Origin of the sequence: Amycolatopsis sp. NPDC049253, assembly GCF_040678995.1 — a bacterium.
GTDB lineage: Bacteria > Actinomycetota > Actinomycetes > Mycobacteriales > Pseudonocardiaceae > Amycolatopsis.
Window position 1 is genome coordinate 121,068 of record NZ_JBFAQX010000013.1, and the last position, 17,280, is coordinate 138,347.

Below are 17,280 nucleotides of genomic sequence, written 5' to 3' on the forward strand. Positions count from 1 at the left end.
CGCTCTACCTCAACGGGATGGCGGCGCTCTAGGGCTTCCTGGTGGTGGTCACCGACCGCCGCGTGGTCGTGCTCGCGTGCGGCCGCTTGCGGCGGCTGCGCCCGAAGTCGGTGTGGGAGGTGCTGCCGCGCTCGACCGAGCTGGGGCCGGTGGAGGAGCACCCCTCGCTGGGGCCGACGATCTCGTTCGCCGACCTCGTGCTGGAGATCGACGAGGCCGACATCGTCGCGGTCCGGGCCGCCGACCTCGAACGCGACGGCGCGTGGGCGCCGCGGGACCCGCTGCCGGACCTCTAACCCTCGAACGCTTCGGGCCACACGTCCCGGTACGCCACCACTCCCCCGGCCGCGGTGGCCGTGAGCAGCCCGTGGACCATCGCGCGGGCGAACACCCGCGCCGCGGCCGAGCACAACGCGTCGAGCGCCGCCGCCCGCTGCCCGTCGGCGAACGTGCCGGCGCCGGCGGGCAGCTCGCGAGCGCCCGTGGCCAGCGCGAAGACGGTGTCGCCGTCGAACATCGTGTGCGCCGGGCGCACGGCGCGGGCCAGGCCGTCCTGCGCGGCGACCGCGAGCCGGCGCGCCTCGGCCTTCGACAGCGCCGCGTCGCACGCGACCACGCCGATCGTGGTGTTCAGGTCGGTCCGGGCGGACGGCACCTCGCCCGGCCGCGAAGGCCAGCGGACGCCGAACTCGCCCGCCACCTCGTGGTCCGCGGCGAACGCGCGCCCGGTCGCGAAGTCCACGGCCTCGCCGCCGGCGTTCACGGCCGCCAGCGCCCCGACCGTCACGCCGTCGACCACTTCGCTCGCCGAGCCGATGCCGCCCTTGAGCGACCCGACCACGGCCCCGGTACCGGCGCCGACCGTGCCCGAGGCGAACGTCTTCGAGGCCGCTTCGCAAGCCGCGTAACCGAAAGCCGAGTCCGGCCGGTTGCCCCAGTCGCTGCGGGGAAGATCGAACAGCACCGCGCCGGGCACGATGGGCACGACCTCGTGCGGCTCGAGCCCGACGGGGAAACCCAGATTGCGCTCCGAAAGCCAGCGCATCACGCCGTCGGCCGCGGCCAGCCCGTAGGCGCTGCCGCCGGAGAGGCACACGGCGTTCACGCGCTGCACCAGGTTCTCCGGCTCCAGCAGGTTCGTCTCGCGCGTCCCGGGCGCGCCGCCGCGCTGGTCGACCGCTCCCGTGGCGCCGTCGGGCACGAGGACCACGGTGGTGCCGGTGGCCCAGCCGTCGCCGAGGCGGTGGTGGTGCCCGACAAGGACACCGGGAACGTCGGTGATCACGCGGTCAGCGCCTGGATCAGCGTCTCCTGCACCCAGGTCAGCCAGTGGTACACGCCCAGGTGCGGGGCCCGCGGGTCGTCGTCGGGCAGCTCGTCGGGCATGTCCTCGGTGACGTCGAGCGCCGTGCCGAGCGCGAGGCGCACGTCGTTGAGCGCGCCCAGCCACGCGTCGGCCTGCTCGACGTCCAGGTGCACGTCGCCGCCGTCGCGCGGCAGCGTGTCGAGCACGACCTTCGCCACGCCGACCTTCGTCTCCAGCAGCTCGGGCTCGTGCAGCGAACGCATGGCCGCCGCGGAGTCGAGGTCCTCGCGGGAGGGGTTGTCGGGGTCGAGCTTGTGAAAATCGGGCAGCAGCCGCGAGAGCACCGGGTCGTCGGGCGACTCCGACGGGCCGGTGCGGATGCCGGTGAGCTCCGCCAGCTCGTCCTGCGGCGCCTCCTCGGCCCGCGCGCGCAGCATGTCCTCGAGCTGGCTGACGAGGCCGCGCAGCACGGCGGCCTCCTGCTGCTCGAACCCCGCGAGGATCACGTCGCCCTTGCGCCGCCACGCCTTCACGAGGGCTGTTCCATCGTCGCCCACAGCCCGGCGGCGTGCAGCTTCGCCACGTCCGTCTCCACCTTCTCCTTGGACCCCGACGACACGATCGCCTTGCCCTTGTGGTGCACGTCGAGCATCAGTTTCGTGGCGTGGTCCCGGCTGTAGCCGAACAGCTTCTGGAACACGTACGTCACGTACGACATGAGGTTGACCGGATCGTTCCACACGACGGTCCGCCAGGGCTTGTCCTCCTCGGCGACCTCTGCCCCGAGTGGATCAACCTGCGTCTGTTCGGATGCGACAGGCGTGGACATGCACCCCATGGTGTCACGGGGGTCACGGGGTACGCCGCGCCAGGTCCGGCCATGTGGGTGAATAGGCTGGCCCCATGGGTGCACCCGAGCCGGTCACCAGCGCCAGCACGGCGCTGCTCACCGATCACTACGAGCTGACCATGCTGGGCAGCGCGCTGGCCGACGGGACCGCCGAGCGGCCCTGCGTGTTCGAGGTCTTCGCGCGCCGGCTGCCCGACGGGCGGCGCTACGGCGTCGTCGCCGGAACCGCGCGCGTCCTCGACGCGATCGCCGACTTCCGGTTCACCGACGCCGAGCTGACCCTGCTGGAGCAGACGGCGGTGGTCGACGACCCGACGTTGTCGTGGCTGGCCGACTACGAGTTCTCCGGCGACATCGAGGGCTACCCCGAGGGCGAGCTGTACTTCCCCGGCTCGCCGATCCTCACCGTGAGCGGCACGTTCGCCGAGGCCGTGGTGCTGGAGACGCTGGCGCTGTCGATCCTCAACCACGACAGCGCCGTCGCCTCGGCGGCCGCGCGCATGGCCGGCGCCGCGCACGGGCGCCCGATCATCGAGATGGGCGGGCGGCGCACCCACGAGTACGCCGCCGTCGCCGCCGCGCGCGCCGCGTACATCGCGGGCTTCGCGACCACGTCGAACCTCGAGGCCGGGCGCCGCTACGGCATTCCCACGCGCGGCACGGTCGCCCACGCCTTCATGCTGCTGCACGACAGCGAGGAACAGGCGTTCCGCGCCCAGGTGGACAAGATGGGCCCGGACACGACCCTGCTCGTGGACACCTACGACATCACCGCCGGCATCGAGACCGCCGTGCGCGTGGCCGGGTCCGAGCTCGGCGCGATCCGGATCGACTCCGGCGACGTCGGCCCGCTCGCGCGCAAGGCGCGGGACCAGCTCGACTCCCTCGGCGCGAAGGACACCCGCATCGTCGTCTCCGGCGACCTCGACGAGCACGCCATCGCGGCGCTGCGCGCGGAACCGGTGGACGCGTACGGCGTGGGCACCTCCGTCGTCACCGGCTCGGGCGCGCCGACCGCCGGCATGGTCTACAAGCTGGTGGAGGTCGACGGCCGGCCCGTCGCGAAACGCAGCGCGCACAAGGAATCCCGCGGCGGGCGCAAGCACTCGCTGCGGCGGCACCGCTCCACCGGCACGGCCGTGGAAGAGGTCGTGTGGACGGAGGCCTCGGGCCGCCCCAAGCCCGAGGAACACGATCTTGACCTGCAGATCCCCCTGGTGCGCGGCGGCCGCGCGGTGGATGATCTGCCCACGCTGGACGACGCGCGGGCCCGGTTGCGGCGCGCACAGATCAGCCTGCCGTGGGAAGGGCTCAAGCTCTCGCACGGCGAGCCCGCGATACCGACGACGTTTCTGTAGAGGGAGCCGAGAAATGGGAACCGCGCTGATCGTGGTGGACGTGCAGAACGACTTCTGTGAGGGCGGCTCGCTGGGCCTGCCCGGCGGCGCGGCCGCGGCGGAGGCCATTTCCCGCCACGCCGCCGAAGGGGGCTACGACCACGTGGTCGCCACCCGCGACCACCACATCGACCCGGGCGACCACTTCAGCGACACGCCGAACTTCTCCACGAGCTGGCCGCGCCACTGCGTCGCGGGCACCGCGGGCGCGTCGTTCCACCCGTCGCTCGACGTCGTGCCGATCACGGCCGTGTTCTCGAAGGGCGAGTACACCGCGGCGTACTCGGGCTTCGAGGGCAAGTCGGGCGACGGCCGCTCGCTGGACGAGTGGCTGCACGCCCATGACGTGACCGACGTCGAGGTCGTCGGCATCGCCACGGACTTCTGCGTGCGCGCCACGGCGCTCGACGCCGCGCAGGCCGGGTTCGGCGTGAAGGTGCTGCTGGACCTCACCGTCGGCGGCTCGCAGCCGACCGTGGACGCGACGCTGGCCGACTTCGACAAGGCCGGTGTCACGTACACCGGCACCGCGGTGGTGCCGCCGCCCGCCGCGTCCTGACCGTCCTCAGTAGACCGCGACCGGGCGCGGGGGTGGGCCGGTGCCGTCAGGCCGGCGGCTGCGGCGCCCCGCCCTTGCCGAACGGGTTGCAGGCGGCGGTGCCGAGGTAGATGTTGCCGCTGGCGGGACCGCCCTGCGGGAACAGCTGGATGTGCACGGCGTGCGTGACGAGGCTGCCGTCGGCGGGCTGCGGGGTCACGGTCTCGTTGATCGTGATCGCCGCCAGCGCCGTGCCGGCTTCGCCGCCGGGGATCAGCACGCGGTAGTTCGCGGGGATCGACGACGGCACGGTGAACCCGCCGACCTCGCCGATCGAGACCGTGCCGCTGCTGCCGTTCTTCGTGGTCGAGCAGCCAGCCGAATAGGTGCGGACGGTGATCGCGGGGCCGCCGAAGCGCTTGAGCACGTCGGCTTCGAACCGCTGGCCACCGGCCGCCACGGTGGCCACGGCGCCGTCGCGGGCGCACGTGGTGGCGCCGAGGCCGAACACCGCCACGTCGCCGGTGTCGCCACCCGTGGTGCGCGCGGTGGTGGGCCCGTCGGCGTCGCAGCGGGCGAGGTCGCCGGTGACCACGTGCTGGTTGTCGACCAGCACGTCGACGCTGCCCGAGGAGCCCCAGCCGGTGGAGGTGGGGCCGTCGGCGAGGGCCGGGGCCGGTAGTCCCGCCGCGGCCGCGCCCAGCAGTGCCGTCGCCGTGACCAAGACCCGTCCGCGCATCACCCGTGCTCCCTTCGACCTGTGGTTGCATCCTCGGCAGCGAGGCACCCCCGCGAAACGTCACAACCCCTACACCACCCGGACGAGTGGTGTGGTGAGGAACGCAACTTGTCGGGGAAACCCGGGGTAACGAGCGTTAACCTCCTCGGACGTCCGTTTTCGATCGTGGGAGGTCTCCGTGTCGTCGCTGTCCCTCACCGGCCGCCGCCAGGTGCTGGCCGACCTCGTGCCCGGCGCCCTGGTGCGCGACCTGACTCTGGTCGCCGGCGGTGCGCTGCTCACCGGCGCGGCCGCGCAGCTGGTCATCCCCGTCCCGGGCAGCCCGGTGCCGATGACCGGCCAGACGTTCGCCGCGCTGCTCGTGGGCGCCTCGCTCGGCATGCGCCGGGGCGCCGCCTCGATGCTGCTGTACCTGCTCGTCGGCGCGGCCGGCGTGCCGTGGTTCCAGGGCGCGACGTCGGGGCTGTCCGGAGCTTCGGCCGGGTACGTCGTCGGGTTCGTGTTCGCCGGTGCGCTCGTGGGTGCGCTCGCCCGCCGCGGTGGTGACCGCACCCCGCTGCGCACGGTGGGGACCATGGTGCTCGGCAACGTCGTGATCTACGCGTTCGGCGTGCCGTGGCTGATGGCCGCCGCCGGCTTCGACTTCTCGACGGCGTTCGCCAAGGGCGTGGTGCCGTTCCTGATCGGCGACGCGCTGAAGATCGTGGTGGCGGCGGGTGTCCTGCCGCTCGCGTGGGCCGCGGTGGCGCGCCTGCACAAGGAAGACTGAGCGCGCGGCGCTCCGGCACGAGCGGCCCGTTCGGGCCGGAGCGCCGAACTTGTCGCCCCCGGCGGCTATCGTGTATCGCTGTGCCCGCTCGAACTGATTTCCCCGGCGTCCTCGAACTCCTCACCCACGCTGTGGAGTCCGTGGGCGGAGCCGAGCGGCCGGGCCAGGTGAAGATGGCCGACGCCGTCGGCCACGCCATCCGCACCGGTGAACACCTCGCCGTGCAGGCGGGTACGGGAACCGGGAAGTCCTTGGCGTACCTGGTGCCTGCGATCCGCCACGCGGTGGAGAAGGAAGCCACCGTCGTGGTCTCCACCGCCACGATCGCGCTGCAGCGCCAGCTCGTGGACCGCGACTTGCCGCGCCTGGCGAAGGCGCTGAAGAAGCCGCTGGGCCGCGAACCGACCTTCGCGATCCTCAAGGGCCGTCGCAACTACCTGTGCCTGCACCGGCTGGACACGGGTGCGCCCGACGAGCCGGAGGACGCGCAGCTGTTCGACCCGTTCGCCGTTTCCCGGCTGGGCAAGGAGGTCACGCGGCTGCACGAGTGGTCTTCCGACACCGAGACCGGTGACCGCGACGAGCTCGTGCCGGGTGTCTCCGACCAGGCCTGGCGCCAGGTTTCCGTCACGGCCAGGGAATGCCTCGGCGCGGCGCGCTGCCCGATCGGCACCGACTGCTTCGCCGAACGCGCGCGGGCCGAGGCCGGGCGCGCGGATGTGGTCGTGACCAACCACGCGCTGCTGGCCATCGACGCGTTGCAGGGCTACCAGGTGCTGCCCGACCACGACCTCGTGATCATCGACGAGGCCCACGATCTGGTCGACCGCGTCACATCCGTCGCCACGGGCGAGCTGACCAGCGCCATGGTCTCCGCCGCCGCGCGCCGCTGCGGGCGGCTGATCGACGCGGATGTCGCCGACCGCCTGCTGGAAGCGAGCGACGGCCTCGCGCTGATCCTCGACGATCTCCCGGCCGGACGGCTGGATTCGCTGCCGCAGGCGCTGAAAGGCGCGATTCCCGCGGTGCGCGACGCCGCGAAGGCCTGCCTGACGGCGCTGGGTTCCGACCGCAAGGAAGACGTCGACGGGGCCACCGCGCGCAAACTGGCGCGGTCGCTGCTCGAAGAGGTGCACGACACCGCCGCGCGCCTGCTCGACGCGTACGACGAGGATCTGGCCCACCAGCGCGACGTCGTGTGGCTCACGGGCGACCGCTATTCGGCCAACCCGCGGCCGCCGGCGCTGAAGGTGGCACCACTGGGCGTCGCGGGGTTGCTGCGCGAGCGTGTGTTCAACCTCAACACCACGGTGCTCACCTCGGCGACGCTGACGCTGGGCGGCGAGTTCGACACCATGGCGCGTCAATGGGGCCTGCCGCCGGGCGGCGCGCGCGTGACGAAGGCGCCCGGTGCGGCCACGGACAAGGAAGCGCCGGCCGACGAGGACAAGGGACCGAAGTGGACGGGCCTCGACGTCGGCTCTCCGTTCGACCACCGGCGCAACGGGATCCTCTACCTGGCCAAGCACCTGCCGCCGCCGGGCCGCGACGGGCTTGCCGAGTCCACAATGGATGAACTCGCCGGGCTGGTCGAGGCCGCGGGTGGGCGCACGCTGGGGTTGTTCTCGTCGATGCGCGCGGCCAAGCAGGCCGCGGAGGCGATGCGCGAGCGGCTCGACTACCCGATCCTGTGCCAGGGCGACGACTCCATGCCCACGCTGGTGCGCCAGTTCACCGACGAGCCCCGCACGTGCTTGTTCGGCACGCTCACGCTGTGGCAGGGCGTCGACGTGCCGGGGCCGTCGCTGCAGCTCGTGGTGGTGGACCGGATCCCGTTCCCGCGCCCCGACGACCCGGTGCTGTCGGCCCGCCAGCGGGCCGTGGAAGCCCGTGGTGGCAACGGGTTCCTCACGGTCGCGGCCACGCACGCGGCTCTGCTGCTCGCGCAGGGCACGGGCCGGCTGCACCGCTCGACCTCCGACCGCGGTGTGGTCGCCGTGCTGGACTCACGCCTGGCCACCGCGCGGTACGGCGGATTCCTGCGCGCGTCACTGCCGCCCTTCTGGCCCACCACGGATCCCCAGGTCGCACGCGACGCGCTCAAGCGGCTCGACGCGGCGGCGCCCGCGTGACGGCGGGCACAACCCGGGCGGGTACGGTGAAGAGAACGAACACGACAGGGAGCACCGGTTGACCCAGGATTCGTCCAGCGCACGATCCCGGACCGTCAGTGTCGACGACACCGGGGTGCGGCGCCGCCTCGCCGATGGCAGCGAAGAGGCCGTCCAGTGGGCGGAGCTTTCGTCCGTGATGGTCAGAGTGATCCCGGACGGCCCGTGGAACGAGGACGTGTTCTTCATGCTCGTCGGCAACGACGGCAAGGGCACGGCCGTCCCCAGCGGCGACCCGGCGGCCGACGCCCTCATCGAGCGGCTCCAGTCGCTGCCCGGCTTCGACAACGAGAAGTTCATCGAGGCCATGACCACGGACGCCGACCAGGCGTACGTGGTCTGGCAGAGCTGACTTTCCCCGCACAGAGCAGAGCCGAGGCCCACGCGTAGGGGCCTCGGCTCTCGCTGCGTCAGGCGGTCGGGAAGGACTCGGTGACGGGGATGGCCTTCTTGAGCGTCCGGCTCACCGTGCACAGGCGGTCGATCGCGCGGTCCACGGCGGCCGCGAGAGCTTCGCGCTGTTCCGCGTCGAGGGAGGACACGTCGACGTCGAAGGTCACGTGCACGCCGTCCAGCTCCGAAGCGCCTTCACGGCGATCAGCCGTGACGCCGACGCGGAACTTCGAGTCCTCGCCGATGCGGCGCGTGATCAGGTTCTCCGCGGTCACGGCCGAGCAGCCCGCGGTCGCGATCTGCAGCAGCTCGGCCGGTGAGAACGCGCCTTCGGCTCCCGTGCGCCCGATCCGCACCTCCGCGCCGCGCTCATTGCGCCCCACGAACCGGTGCTCGCCTTCGCGCTGCACTTCCAGGGTCATCGCCCGCTCCTCCCGACGTTCCTACTGATCACCAACCGCGCGCGGCACACCGGTGTTCCGTGCCGAGACGCACCGCACTCACGCCGGGTACTGCGCCAGGACCGTGATCGTGCCGGGATCGACCTCGGTGAACCCCGCGTCCCGGACGGCGATCACGCGGTCCTCGCGCCAGCCGGCCTCGGGGTCGTCCACCGGGCACAGTTCTTTCCAGCGCGCGGGCGACGGCGTCCGCACGGCCACGCGGTAGTCCTTCGCCGCCCAGGCCGCCAGCTCGGCGTCCGACAGCAGCGAGGCCAGGATCATCGTCCCGTGCCCGACCTGCGCGGAGGCCTTGCCGACGGTCATCGGTACCTCAGGGTTGAGCAGCAGCAGCGGCACGCCCTCGGGCGCCGGTCCCGGGGTGTCGGGCGGCAGCTCACTGCCGGAGATCTGCAGGCGAGACACCTCCTTCGGCGTCTCGCTGACCAGCCCGGGCACCAGCGCCCGGGCCTCGGCGCCGTCGACCTCGACCGTGATGCCCGGCAGGTCCAGCACGGCCTGCCAGTGCGTGCCCCGGGCTCGCCGCGCGACCTTGCGGATGCGGTTGTCGAGCCACGCGTGCATCGGCTCGGCCCATTCGCCGCCGGGCTCGGAGCGTTCGTCGAGGCACACGGCCAGCGCCGCGGCGGCCGCCGCCTCGAGCAGCGGCGTGCGGCCGGGTGGCTCGGCGCGTTCGATGCGCAGGATGACCGGCATCGCGCGTACCTGGGCCGGGTCCTCGTCCGAGGTGTCGGACGTGTCCTCCGCGGGCAGCCCCAGCCAGTAGGCGTAGCGGCTGCCCAGCGGCTCCAGCACGTGGTTCACGGCCTGACCAGCTCCAGCCCGTCGGCGGCGTCGGCGGCCTCCACCTCGGCGCGCGTGACGCCCAGGACGAACAGCACGGCGTCGAGGTAGGGGTGCGAAAGCGCGGTGTCCGCGACCTCGCGCAGCGCGGGCTTCGCGTTGAACGCCACGCCCATGCCGGCCGCCGACAGCATGTCGATGTCGTTGGCCCCGTCGCCGACCGCGACGCACTGGCCCAGCGGGATGCCGTAGTCGTCGGCGAAGCGGCGAAGCGCCTTCGCCTTGCCCGCGCGGTCCACGACCTCGCCGACGACGCGGCCGGTGAGCTTGCCGTCTACGATCTCCAGCTCGTTGGCCGCCGCGAAGTCGAGGCCGAGCTCGTCCACGAGGTGGTCGATGACCTGCGTGAACCCGCCCGAGACCACGCCGCAGCGGAAGCCCATGCGCTTGAGCGTGCGCACGGTCGTGCGCGCGCCCGGTGTGAGCTCGATCGAGGCCGCGACCTCGTCGAGCACCGTCGCGGGCAGCCCGGCCAGCAGCGAGACGCGCCGTTCGAGCGATTCGGTGAAGTTCAGCTCGCCGCGCATCGCGGCCTCGGTGATCTCGCGGACCTGCGGCTCGACGCCGGCGTGCGCGCCGAGCATCTCGATGACCTCGCCCTGCACGAGCGTCGAGTCGACGTCGAACACCACCAGCCGCTTCGCGCGCCGGCTGATGCCCGCGCGCTCGACCGCGACGTCCACGGCGGCGGTCGAAGCGGCGTCGGCCAGCACCTCGCGCAGCTCGGCGTCGGCGGCCTCGGTGTCCTCGCGGACCGAGACGTACAGCTCCAGCCCGGTCACCGGGTAGTCGGCGACGCTGCGGATCGAGTCGATGTTCGCGCCGAGCGCGGCCAGCCGCGCCGCGACCTCGGAGAACGACCGCGCCGTGACCGGACGGCCCAGCATCACCAGCACGTGGGACGAGTCCTGCTTGCCGAGGGCGAACGGGTCGGCGCCGATCGCGTCGCCGATCTTCACCTCCACCTGCATGCCGACGGTCGCCATCGCCTGCTCCACGGACTCCTGCAGGCCCTCCGGGTCGCGGTAGACGCCGGCCAGGACCCCCAGCACGAGCTGTCCGCGGATCACGACCTGCTCGACGTCGAGCACGTCGACGTCGTGGCGGGTGAGCACGGCGAACAACACGGAGGAGACACCGGGCTTGTCGGGACCGGTCGTGGTGATCAGGACGGGCGTCTGGGTCACTGGGCTCTATCCCTCGTTCGGCGCTGTGCGAGCACGATCAGTCTGGCGCGGAACGCCGGGCGCAAAAAGGGCGGGTGCCCGGCTTCACACAAGCCCGGGCCCGAACGAGGGACCTGGCCGGGAACGGAGTGGGCGCCGCCGGCACGGAGGACCTGTCCGCTTCACCGAGGCCGGAGAGGAAAATTGCACTGGCTCCCGAGCGTAGAGTCCGATTCGTGCACCGATCCCCGGGGGCCAGTACGGAGTGGAATCCAGTCCTGTACAGGTGCTGTGGCGCATGGCTGGGTGTGATGCCGGAGGAAATGCTCGGCATCGGCACGGAGGACGAAGGCAGGGCCACGCTGGAGGGATCCGGCTACGTGGCGATGTGGCCGTTCCTCGAGAGAAGTCTCGACGCGTGCCTCGACGAATTTTCGCGTTCCTGGCACCTTCTCGGCGGACATGGAGTTTCCAGCCCGCACAGGTTGGTCGAGCTGACGGTGGCCTCCGCGTGCGAGCGCCGCCGGCCGTATTGGATGGCGCTGGCTGTGCCGTGGTTGATCCGGATGGCGCCTCTGCCGTCCTTCGACTCTCGCCTCGTCTCCGACCTGCTGAGCTCGGCGGCGGAGGCGGAGGTGCTCCCCGCTGCGCTGCGCGATCAGGCCGACGCAGCATTGGCCGAGGCCGACGAGTAGCTCGACACCCCGGACCAGCAAAAAGGGCGCATGCCCGGCTTCGCACAAGCCGGGCACGCGCCCCTGATGGTCAGACGGGCTTTACTGCTCGCCCGAGTTGTCGTTGCTGTGGTCACCCGGCATGGTCGCGTCGACCAGCTTCTGCGACGGTGCGGCCTGGTGGCGCGGCTTGCCGAAGAAGCCGATCTCGCCTTCGGCGTGCATGCGCTCGACCATGTGCGGGTAGTGCAGCTCGAACGCGGGACGTTCGGAGCGGATGCGCGGCAGCTCGGTGAAGTTGTGCCGCGGCGGCGGGCACGACGTGGCCCATTCGAGGGAGTTGCCGTAGCCCCACGGGTCGTCGACGGTGACGATCTCGCCGTAGCGGTAGCTCTTGAACACGTTCCAGATGAACGGCAGCGTGGACGCACCGAGGATGTACGCGCCGATCGTGGAGATCGTGTTCAGCGTGGTGAACCCGTCGCTGGCCAGGTAGTCCGCGTACCGGCGGGGCATGCCCTCGGCACCCAGCCAGTGCTGGACCAGGAACGTGCCGTGGAAGCCGATGAACGTCGTCCAGAAGTGCCACTTGCCGAGCTTCTCGTCCATCATCCGGCCCGTGATCTTCGGGAACCAGAAGTAGATGCCGGCGAAGGTGGCGAACACGATCGTGCCGTAGAGGACGTAGTGGAAGTGCGCCACCACGAAGTAGCTGTCCGACACGTGGAAGTCGATGGCCGGCGCGGCCAGCAGGATGCCGGTCAGACCGCCGAAGAGGAACGTGACGATGAAGCCCATCGAGAAGATCATCGGCGTCTCGAAGGACAGCTGGCCCTTCCACATGGTGCCGATCCAGTTGAAGAACTTCACACCGGTCGGGACCGCGATCAGGAAGGTCATGAAGGAGAAGAACGGCAGCAGCACGGCGCCGGTGGCGTACATGTGGTGGGCCCACACCGCCACGGACAGGGCCGCGATCGCCAGCGTCGCGAAGACCAGGCCCTTGTAACCGAACACCGGCTTGCGGCTGAAGACCGGGAAGATCTCCGACACGATCCCGAAGAACGGTAGCGCGACGATGTACACCTCTGGGTGACCGAAGAACCAGAACAGGTGTTGCCAGAGGATCACCCCGCCGTTGGCCGGGTCGAAGACGTGTGCCCCGAGATGCCGGTCCGCCAGCAGGCCGAACAGGGCCGCGGTCAGGATCGGGAAGGCGAGCAGGATCAGGATGCTCGTGACCAGGATGTTCCAGGTGAAGATGGGCATCCGGTACATCGTCATGCCCGGCGCGCGCAGGCAGACCACGGTGGTGACCATGTTGACCGCACCGAGGATCGTGCCCAGACCGGAGACGATCAGGCCCGAGATCCAGAGGTCGGCGCCGACGCCCGGCGAGTGGATCGCGTCCGACAGCGGGGTGTAGGCGAACCAGCCGAAGTCGGCGGCGCCACCCGGCGTCAGGAATCCGGAAAGGACGATCAGGCCACCGAAGAGGTAGAGCCAGTACGAGAACGCGTTGAGCCGCGGGAACGCGACGTCGGGCGAACCGATCTGCAGCGGCAGCACGAAGTTGGCGAACCCGAAGAGGATCGGGGTCGCGTACAGCAGCAGCATCACCGTGCCGTGCATGGTGAACAGCTGGTTGTACTGCTCCTGCGACAGGAACTGCTGGCCCGGCCGGGCCAGCTCCGTGCGGATCAGCATGGCCATCGCTCCGCCCGCCATGAAGAAGGCGAACGAGGTGACCAGGTACATGATGCCGATCTGCTTGTGGTCCGTCGTGCGGAACAACCGCAGCAGGTACGAACCCTTAACCGTCTCGCGCGCGGGGTATGGGCGCGTTGCGATCGGCTTGGGGGCTACGGCCGTCACTCCTGCCTCCAACACTGAAACCTTGTGGTGGTCATCGTCCGGGTCGCCGGGGGTCGGGACGGGCCCGATCCGACGGCTAGAGGGATGGTAGCCCTCGCTACCCACCGTCGCTCGCACCGGCTGGTTAGATCACCGCATGGCCGACTCGTACACGGCTTCCGCACTCGCCGCGGCGCTCTCGGTGGCTCGCCGCGTCGGCCTCGCGACGGAGTCCGCCGAGGTCCTCCACGAACGCTCGAACGTGCTGGTGAGACTGGGTTCCGTCGTCGCGAGGGTGCCCGGGACGACGCGCCTGCTGCGACCCGACGCGACGGCCTGGCTCGAGCGCGACGTCGCCGTTTCCCGGCACCTCACGCAGAGTGGTGTGCTCGTCGTCTCACCCACCACGGATCCCCCGGCCGGGCCCCATTTCGCCGACGGGCTGCCGGTGACGCTCTGGCACTGGACGCCGCACGATCCGGACCATCGGCACACCCCGGGCGAGGTCGCGGGTTCACTCGCGACCGTCCACGCGGCACTGGCGGCCTATCCGGGTGAACTTCCCGTGCGCGGGCCCGTCGACGAGCTCCTGGGCGCCCTCGACCGGCACGGGGCCAGGATGGACGGTGCCGCGGATTCGTTGCGCACGGAGGCCTTGCGGCTCGCGGCCGCGCTGCCGGCGGACCGGGTCCAGGCCCTGCACGGCGATGCGCACCCGGGCAACGTCATCGCGACCGCGGAAGGGCCGTGCTGGCTGGATTTCGAGGACACCTGGCGCGGACCGCTCGCCTGGGACCTCGCGATCCTGGCGAAACAAGGCGGACCGTCTTTTTCGGCCGCGTATCCGGACGTGGTGGACGCGACGTCCATCGAGGCGTGTCTTCGGTTGCGCGAGCTGTTCGTGGTGGTGTGGCGGTATCTGGTCGCGCTGCGCTGGCCCGCACGCCTCGGCGAAGCGCGAGCGGCCCTGGCGGATTACTTCTAGGCGTACCAGCCCAGGATGGCCTCGACGACGCCCGCCGGGTCTTCGAGCGGCGTGAGGTGCCCGGCGCCGGGCAGGACGACGAGCGTGGCTACGTCGAGGGCGTCGACCATCTTGCCGGCTTCCTCGACGGGGGTGAGCTTGTCCTCCTCGCCGACGATGACGAGCGCGGGCACGTCGGACTTGCGCAGCACGTCGAGCGAATCGGGCCGGTTGCGCATCGCGCGCGCCGCCCACGCGACCCCGGCGGGCGGCTGGGCGTCGATGAGCTCGCGCACGCGGTCGGCGGGTTCCTGGTTGCGCAGGAGGTTCGGGAGGTTCGCGTCGGCCAGCCAGCCCCGCACACCCTCGGCCTCGGCGCGTTCGGCGACCTTGAGGCGGTTCTCCGCCGCTTCGGGCGTGTCGGCGGTGGCTTTGGTGTCGATGAGCACGAGCCCGGCGACGCGTTCGGGGGCGGCCTTCAGCAGGGCGAGGGCGAGGTAACCGCCCATGGAACAGCCGCCCAGCACCACTTCGTCGAGCTCCAGCCGGTCGAGCAGCGCCAGGACGTCGCGCGCGGCGTCGTCGAGGCTCGGTTCGCGGCCGGTCTCCGGCAGCGGGCTGCGGCCCAGGCCGCGCTGGTCCGGCGTGATCAGCCGCAGGCGCTCGGCCAGGGGCGCGCGGACGGGGTCCCACATGCGGGCGTCGAGGGGGAAGGCGTGCAGCAGCAGGAGCGGCAGTTCGGTCATGACGGCGATTCTGTCGGACCCCGCCGCTAGCGTGCGGGGTGTGCTGAGGGAGATCGTGACTTCGCGGCTGGTGCTGCGCCCGTTCACCGAGGAGGACCGCGCCGCCGTCGTCGCCATCCAGACCGACCCGGCGACGAACCGCTTCAACCCGGACCCACCGAACACCCCGACCGGCGACCTGCTGTTCGACTCGTGGCTCGCCCACTGGACCGAGCACGGCTTCGGCTACTGCGCCGTGCGAAAGCAAGGCGGCGCCGAGGTGCTCGGCCTGACGGGGGTGCGGCTGCGGCTGTTCCGGGGTGAGCGGATGCTGAACCTGGCGTACCGCTTCGCGCCGTCGGCGTGGGGCCGGGGGTACGCCGTGGAGGCCGCGAGCGCCGCCGTGGAGTGGGCCGAACGGGAGCTGCCGGAGATTCCGGTGCTGATCAGCGTGAACGCGACGAACGCGCCATCACTGCGGGTGGCGGACCGGCTGGGGTTCACGCGGTTCGAGGAGGAGGTGTACGAGGGGGCGGTTTCGCGGCATTTCCGCCGGTGAGGCTTGGGGTCGGTGCGGTCACCGAGCTGGTTCGGGCGACGGGTGCAGGGTGCACACACCGGCTCACACCGCTCCGGGCCACAGCGCCGGCTCGGCGTTGCGCATCCAGTGCGGGCACCCGGCTCGTCGATGCCGGCGCGGACAGGCAGGCGCCACTTGGCGGGCTTCGCGTCACGCGTCCTCTGGTCGCGACCGGGCTCGGGCTATCCGGCGCCGATCCGGGCCGTGGCTTCGAAGCAGGCAACGCAGCGAGTTCCCCTTGGCTCCGAGTTCATCAAGGCACCCGCTAGCCGCACCCCTCCCGGGCTACCAGCGGCGGTTCGGGCGCCGGCGGGCGCGGGCGTCCCAGCAGGTGCGGTGCCAGTGGCGGCGGTCGGCGACGGAACCGGTTTCGTCGGCGGGCCACACCACGACGTGGGGTGTGCCGGGGCGGATCTCGTGGTCGCAGCCGGGGCAGCGGTACGTCTTGGTCGCGTGGGAGCCGGGCACGGTGCGCACCAGCCACTCGCCGTCGGGGCCGGACTCGGCGTGTGCCCAGCCGCTGATCGCGCCGAGGTCAGGCTGCTCGGCACGACCGTGCCGGTCTCGGCCGGGGCGATTGTGTCGGGGCACGGGAACCACGTTAACCGGAGCGATCGGTGGGCTGCTGAGCGTGGTCCACCTTGCCGCGGTGACCTGGCGGCTCGGGCAAAAAAGGGCGCGTCGGCCGCGTCAGCCCTGGGCGAGGGCCAGCGGCACCAGCTGCTCGGCCTCCGTCAGCGAGCCGTGCTGGCCGATAAGCGACGTCTCCACGGCTTCGGCCAGGCCGCGGACCATGCCGAACGTGCCCTGGGCCGCCGCGACGACGTCGCCGATGCGGGGGCGCACGCGGTCGCTCACGGTGCCGAACCAGCCTTGCGCGATGGCCTCGTCGCGGGGCAGGACCCAGGCGCGCGGGCCGAGCACGGACTGCCAGGCCGCCAGGACGTCGGGAGCCGCGCCCGGTTCGGTGTAGACGTGGCGGGCGCGGACCTCGCCGCCGAAAGCGCGGACGCCGTCCAGCAGCTCCGGGGCGTCCTCGAGGTCGAGCTTGTCGTCCACGGTCACCATGCCGTGGTCGGCGACGACGGCCAGCAGCGCACCCTCGGGGAGGCCATCCACAATGGACTCCACGAGGCGGTCGACGTGCCGCAGCTGCATGCGCCAGGCGGTGGAGCCGGGGCCGTAGAGGTGGCCGAGCAGGTCGAGTTCGCTGTGGTAGGCGTAGCAGAACGACCGCGCCGCGAGCACCTCCAGCGTCCGCGCGGCGAGGTCGCCCAGCGCGTGGACGCCCGCGTAGCGCGCGCCGCTCTGGGTGGCGCGGGTCAGGGCCGTGTCGGCGAACTGGGCCGACGACACGACGGCGGCGTCGAGGCCGGCCGCGGCGGCGCGTTCGAAAGTCGTCGGGAGCGGCTGCACCGAGCGGGGCGGGAGGGCGCCGCGCAGGTCGCTGCCGTCTTCGTGGGAGCGCCAGCGCAGGGCGTTCAGCACGCCCGTGCCCGGCACCTCGAACGTGTACCCGACCATCCCGTGCTCCCCCGACGCCAGGCCGGTGCCGATCGCGGCGACGCCGGCCGCCGTCGTCGACGGGAAGCCGACGCGCAGGGGGCTCTTCGCGAGCTCGGTGAGCACGGGCGCGTCGGCCGCGTGCTCGGCGAGGAGCTGCCAGCCGAGACCGTCGATGAGCAGCACGCACGCGCTGCGAGCCGCCGGCAGCGCCAGCGAACCCGCCTCACCCGGGACACCGAGCGCGCCCAGCACCGCGGGGACGACCTGGCCGAGGTGCGGGAGGTCCGTGATCTGGGGAACGTCCACGAAGACAGCTTCCCACCCGCCTGCGCGGCAGCGATAAT

The 17,280-nt window shown here is 71.8% G+C and carries 20 protein-coding genes; 9 read left to right on the forward strand and 11 right to left on the reverse strand.

All coding sequences use genetic code 11. The features are described from left to right. The first annotated feature begins 41 nt into the window (after positions 1-41). On the forward strand, positions 42-296 hold the full coding sequence (locus tag AB0K15_RS27475; RefSeq protein ID WP_364056310.1) for a hypothetical protein: 255 nt from the start codon (positions 42-44) through the stop codon (positions 294-296). On the opposite strand, the gene AB0K15_RS27480 is transcribed toward AB0K15_RS27475, so the two are convergent. From AB0K15_RS27480 to clpS, 3 genes are read right to left on the reverse strand one after another with little or no spacing between them, the layout of a single operon-like run. Continuing rightward, a complete protein-coding gene (locus AB0K15_RS27480; RefSeq protein WP_364056313.1) occupies positions 293-1,285 on the reverse strand; it encodes a P1 family peptidase in 993 nt (330 codons plus the stop codon). The genes AB0K15_RS27475 and AB0K15_RS27480 overlap by 4 nt on opposite strands. Next, positions 1,282-1,839 carry a DUF2017 domain-containing protein gene (locus AB0K15_RS27485; protein ID WP_285972895.1) on the reverse strand — a complete coding sequence of 186 codons (558 nt, stop codon included), beginning with the start codon at positions 1,837-1,839 and terminating at the stop codon, positions 1,282-1,284. The genes AB0K15_RS27480 and AB0K15_RS27485 overlap by 4 nt, the downstream gene beginning before the upstream one ends. Then, positions 1,836-2,135, reverse strand: coding sequence for an ATP-dependent Clp protease adapter ClpS (gene clpS / locus AB0K15_RS27490; protein ID WP_220243765.1), 300 nt, complete (start codon positions 2,133-2,135; stop codon positions 1,836-1,838). The genes AB0K15_RS27485 and clpS overlap by 4 nt, the downstream gene beginning before the upstream one ends. Positions 2,136-2,209: 74 nt before the next feature. On the opposite strand from clpS, the gene AB0K15_RS27495 reads away from it, so the two are divergent. Beyond that, positions 2,210-3,514, forward strand: coding sequence for a nicotinate phosphoribosyltransferase (locus AB0K15_RS27495; protein ID WP_364056316.1), 1,305 nt, complete (start codon positions 2,210-2,212; stop codon positions 3,512-3,514). Between the two features lie 13 nt (positions 3,515-3,527). Then, positions 3,528-4,112, forward strand: coding sequence for an isochorismatase family protein (locus AB0K15_RS27500; RefSeq protein WP_364056319.1), 585 nt, complete (start codon positions 3,528-3,530; stop codon positions 4,110-4,112). 46 nt (positions 4,113-4,158) lie between these two features. Here the strand turns inward: AB0K15_RS27500 and AB0K15_RS27505 are convergent, their stop codons facing one another. Next, positions 4,159-4,830, reverse strand: coding sequence for a hypothetical protein (locus tag AB0K15_RS27505; protein ID WP_364056322.1), 672 nt, complete (start codon positions 4,828-4,830; stop codon positions 4,159-4,161). A gap of 178 nt (positions 4,831-5,008) precedes the next feature. Between AB0K15_RS27505 and AB0K15_RS27510 the strand changes: the two genes are divergently transcribed. The 3 genes from AB0K15_RS27510 to AB0K15_RS27520 all read left to right on the forward strand — a co-directional run bounded on the left by AB0K15_RS27510 (position 5,009) and on the right by AB0K15_RS27520 (position 8,122). After that, the gene (locus AB0K15_RS27510) at positions 5,009-5,599 is read left to right on the forward strand and encodes a biotin transporter BioY (RefSeq protein ID WP_360594733.1); all 591 of its coding nucleotides are present in this window, start codon (positions 5,009-5,011) and stop codon (positions 5,597-5,599) included. A gap of 80 nt (positions 5,600-5,679) precedes the next feature. Beyond that, entirely contained in the window at positions 5,680-7,731 is a 2,052-nt protein-coding gene (locus AB0K15_RS27515; protein WP_364056326.1) for an ATP-dependent DNA helicase, read from the forward strand. 58 nt (positions 7,732-7,789) lie between these two features. Then, positions 7,790-8,122, forward strand: coding sequence for a hypothetical protein (locus AB0K15_RS27520; protein WP_354885329.1), 333 nt, complete (start codon positions 7,790-7,792; stop codon positions 8,120-8,122). A gap of 58 nt (positions 8,123-8,180) precedes the next feature. Here AB0K15_RS27520 and AB0K15_RS27525 read toward each other — a convergent pair whose 3' ends face one another. The 3 genes from AB0K15_RS27525 to serB all read right to left on the reverse strand — a co-directional run bounded on the left by AB0K15_RS27525 (position 8,181) and on the right by serB (position 10,654). Next, positions 8,181-8,585 carry an OsmC family protein gene (locus tag AB0K15_RS27525; RefSeq protein ID WP_364056329.1) on the reverse strand — a complete coding sequence of 135 codons (405 nt, stop codon included), beginning with the start codon at positions 8,583-8,585 and terminating at the stop codon, positions 8,181-8,183. Between the two features lie 78 nt (positions 8,586-8,663). Beyond that, entirely contained in the window at positions 8,664-9,428 is a 765-nt protein-coding gene (locus AB0K15_RS27530; protein WP_364056332.1) for a peptidyl-tRNA hydrolase, read from the reverse strand. After that, entirely contained in the window at positions 9,425-10,654 is a 1,230-nt protein-coding gene (serB, locus tag AB0K15_RS27535) for a phosphoserine phosphatase SerB (protein WP_364056335.1), read from the reverse strand. Before serB ends, AB0K15_RS27530 begins: the two co-directional genes overlap by 4 nt. Positions 10,655-10,944: 290 nt before the next feature. On the opposite strand from serB, the gene AB0K15_RS27540 reads away from it, so the two are divergent. Next, a complete protein-coding gene (locus AB0K15_RS27540; RefSeq protein ID WP_364056338.1) occupies positions 10,945-11,328 on the forward strand; it encodes a hypothetical protein in 384 nt (127 codons plus the stop codon). Positions 11,329-11,409: 81 nt separating this feature from the next. On the opposite strand, the gene ctaD is transcribed toward AB0K15_RS27540, so the two are convergent. Continuing rightward, on the reverse strand, positions 11,410-13,182 hold the full coding sequence (ctaD, locus tag AB0K15_RS27545; protein WP_360594725.1) for a cytochrome c oxidase subunit I: 1,773 nt from the start codon (positions 13,180-13,182) through the stop codon (positions 11,410-11,412). A 136-nt stretch (positions 13,183-13,318) separates the two neighbouring features. Here ctaD and AB0K15_RS27550 point away from each other — a divergent pair, with 136 nt between their 5' ends. Continuing rightward, on the forward strand, positions 13,319-14,146 hold the full coding sequence (locus tag AB0K15_RS27550) for a phosphotransferase (RefSeq protein WP_364056341.1): 828 nt from the start codon (positions 13,319-13,321) through the stop codon (positions 14,144-14,146). On the opposite strand, the gene AB0K15_RS27555 is transcribed toward AB0K15_RS27550, so the two are convergent. Next, complete coding sequence (locus AB0K15_RS27555) at positions 14,143-14,871, reverse strand: alpha/beta hydrolase (protein ID WP_364056344.1); 729 nt, start codon at positions 14,869-14,871, stop codon at positions 14,143-14,145. The two genes, AB0K15_RS27550 and AB0K15_RS27555, sit on opposite strands and share 4 nt — an antisense overlap. Between AB0K15_RS27555 and AB0K15_RS27560 the strand changes: the two genes are divergently transcribed. Beyond that, positions 14,870-15,409, forward strand: coding sequence for a GNAT family N-acetyltransferase (locus tag AB0K15_RS27560; RefSeq protein WP_364056347.1), 540 nt, complete (start codon positions 14,870-14,872; stop codon positions 15,407-15,409). The genes AB0K15_RS27555 and AB0K15_RS27560 overlap by 2 nt on opposite strands. A 306-nt stretch (positions 15,410-15,715) precedes the next feature. Here AB0K15_RS27560 and AB0K15_RS27565 read toward each other — a convergent pair whose 3' ends face one another. Together AB0K15_RS27565 and AB0K15_RS27570 are read right to left on the reverse strand one after the other, a co-directional pair. Then, positions 15,716-16,021 (reverse strand): hypothetical protein, encoded by a 306-nt coding sequence (locus AB0K15_RS27565; protein WP_364056350.1) that lies wholly within the window; start codon positions 16,019-16,021, stop codon positions 15,716-15,718. Positions 16,022-16,120: 99 nt separating this feature from the next. Next, the gene (locus AB0K15_RS27570; RefSeq protein ID WP_364056353.1) at positions 16,121-17,242 is read right to left on the reverse strand and encodes a nucleotide pyrophosphatase/phosphodiesterase family protein; all 1,122 of its coding nucleotides are present in this window, start codon (positions 17,240-17,242) and stop codon (positions 16,121-16,123) included. Positions 17,243-17,280 lie beyond the last annotated feature (38 nt).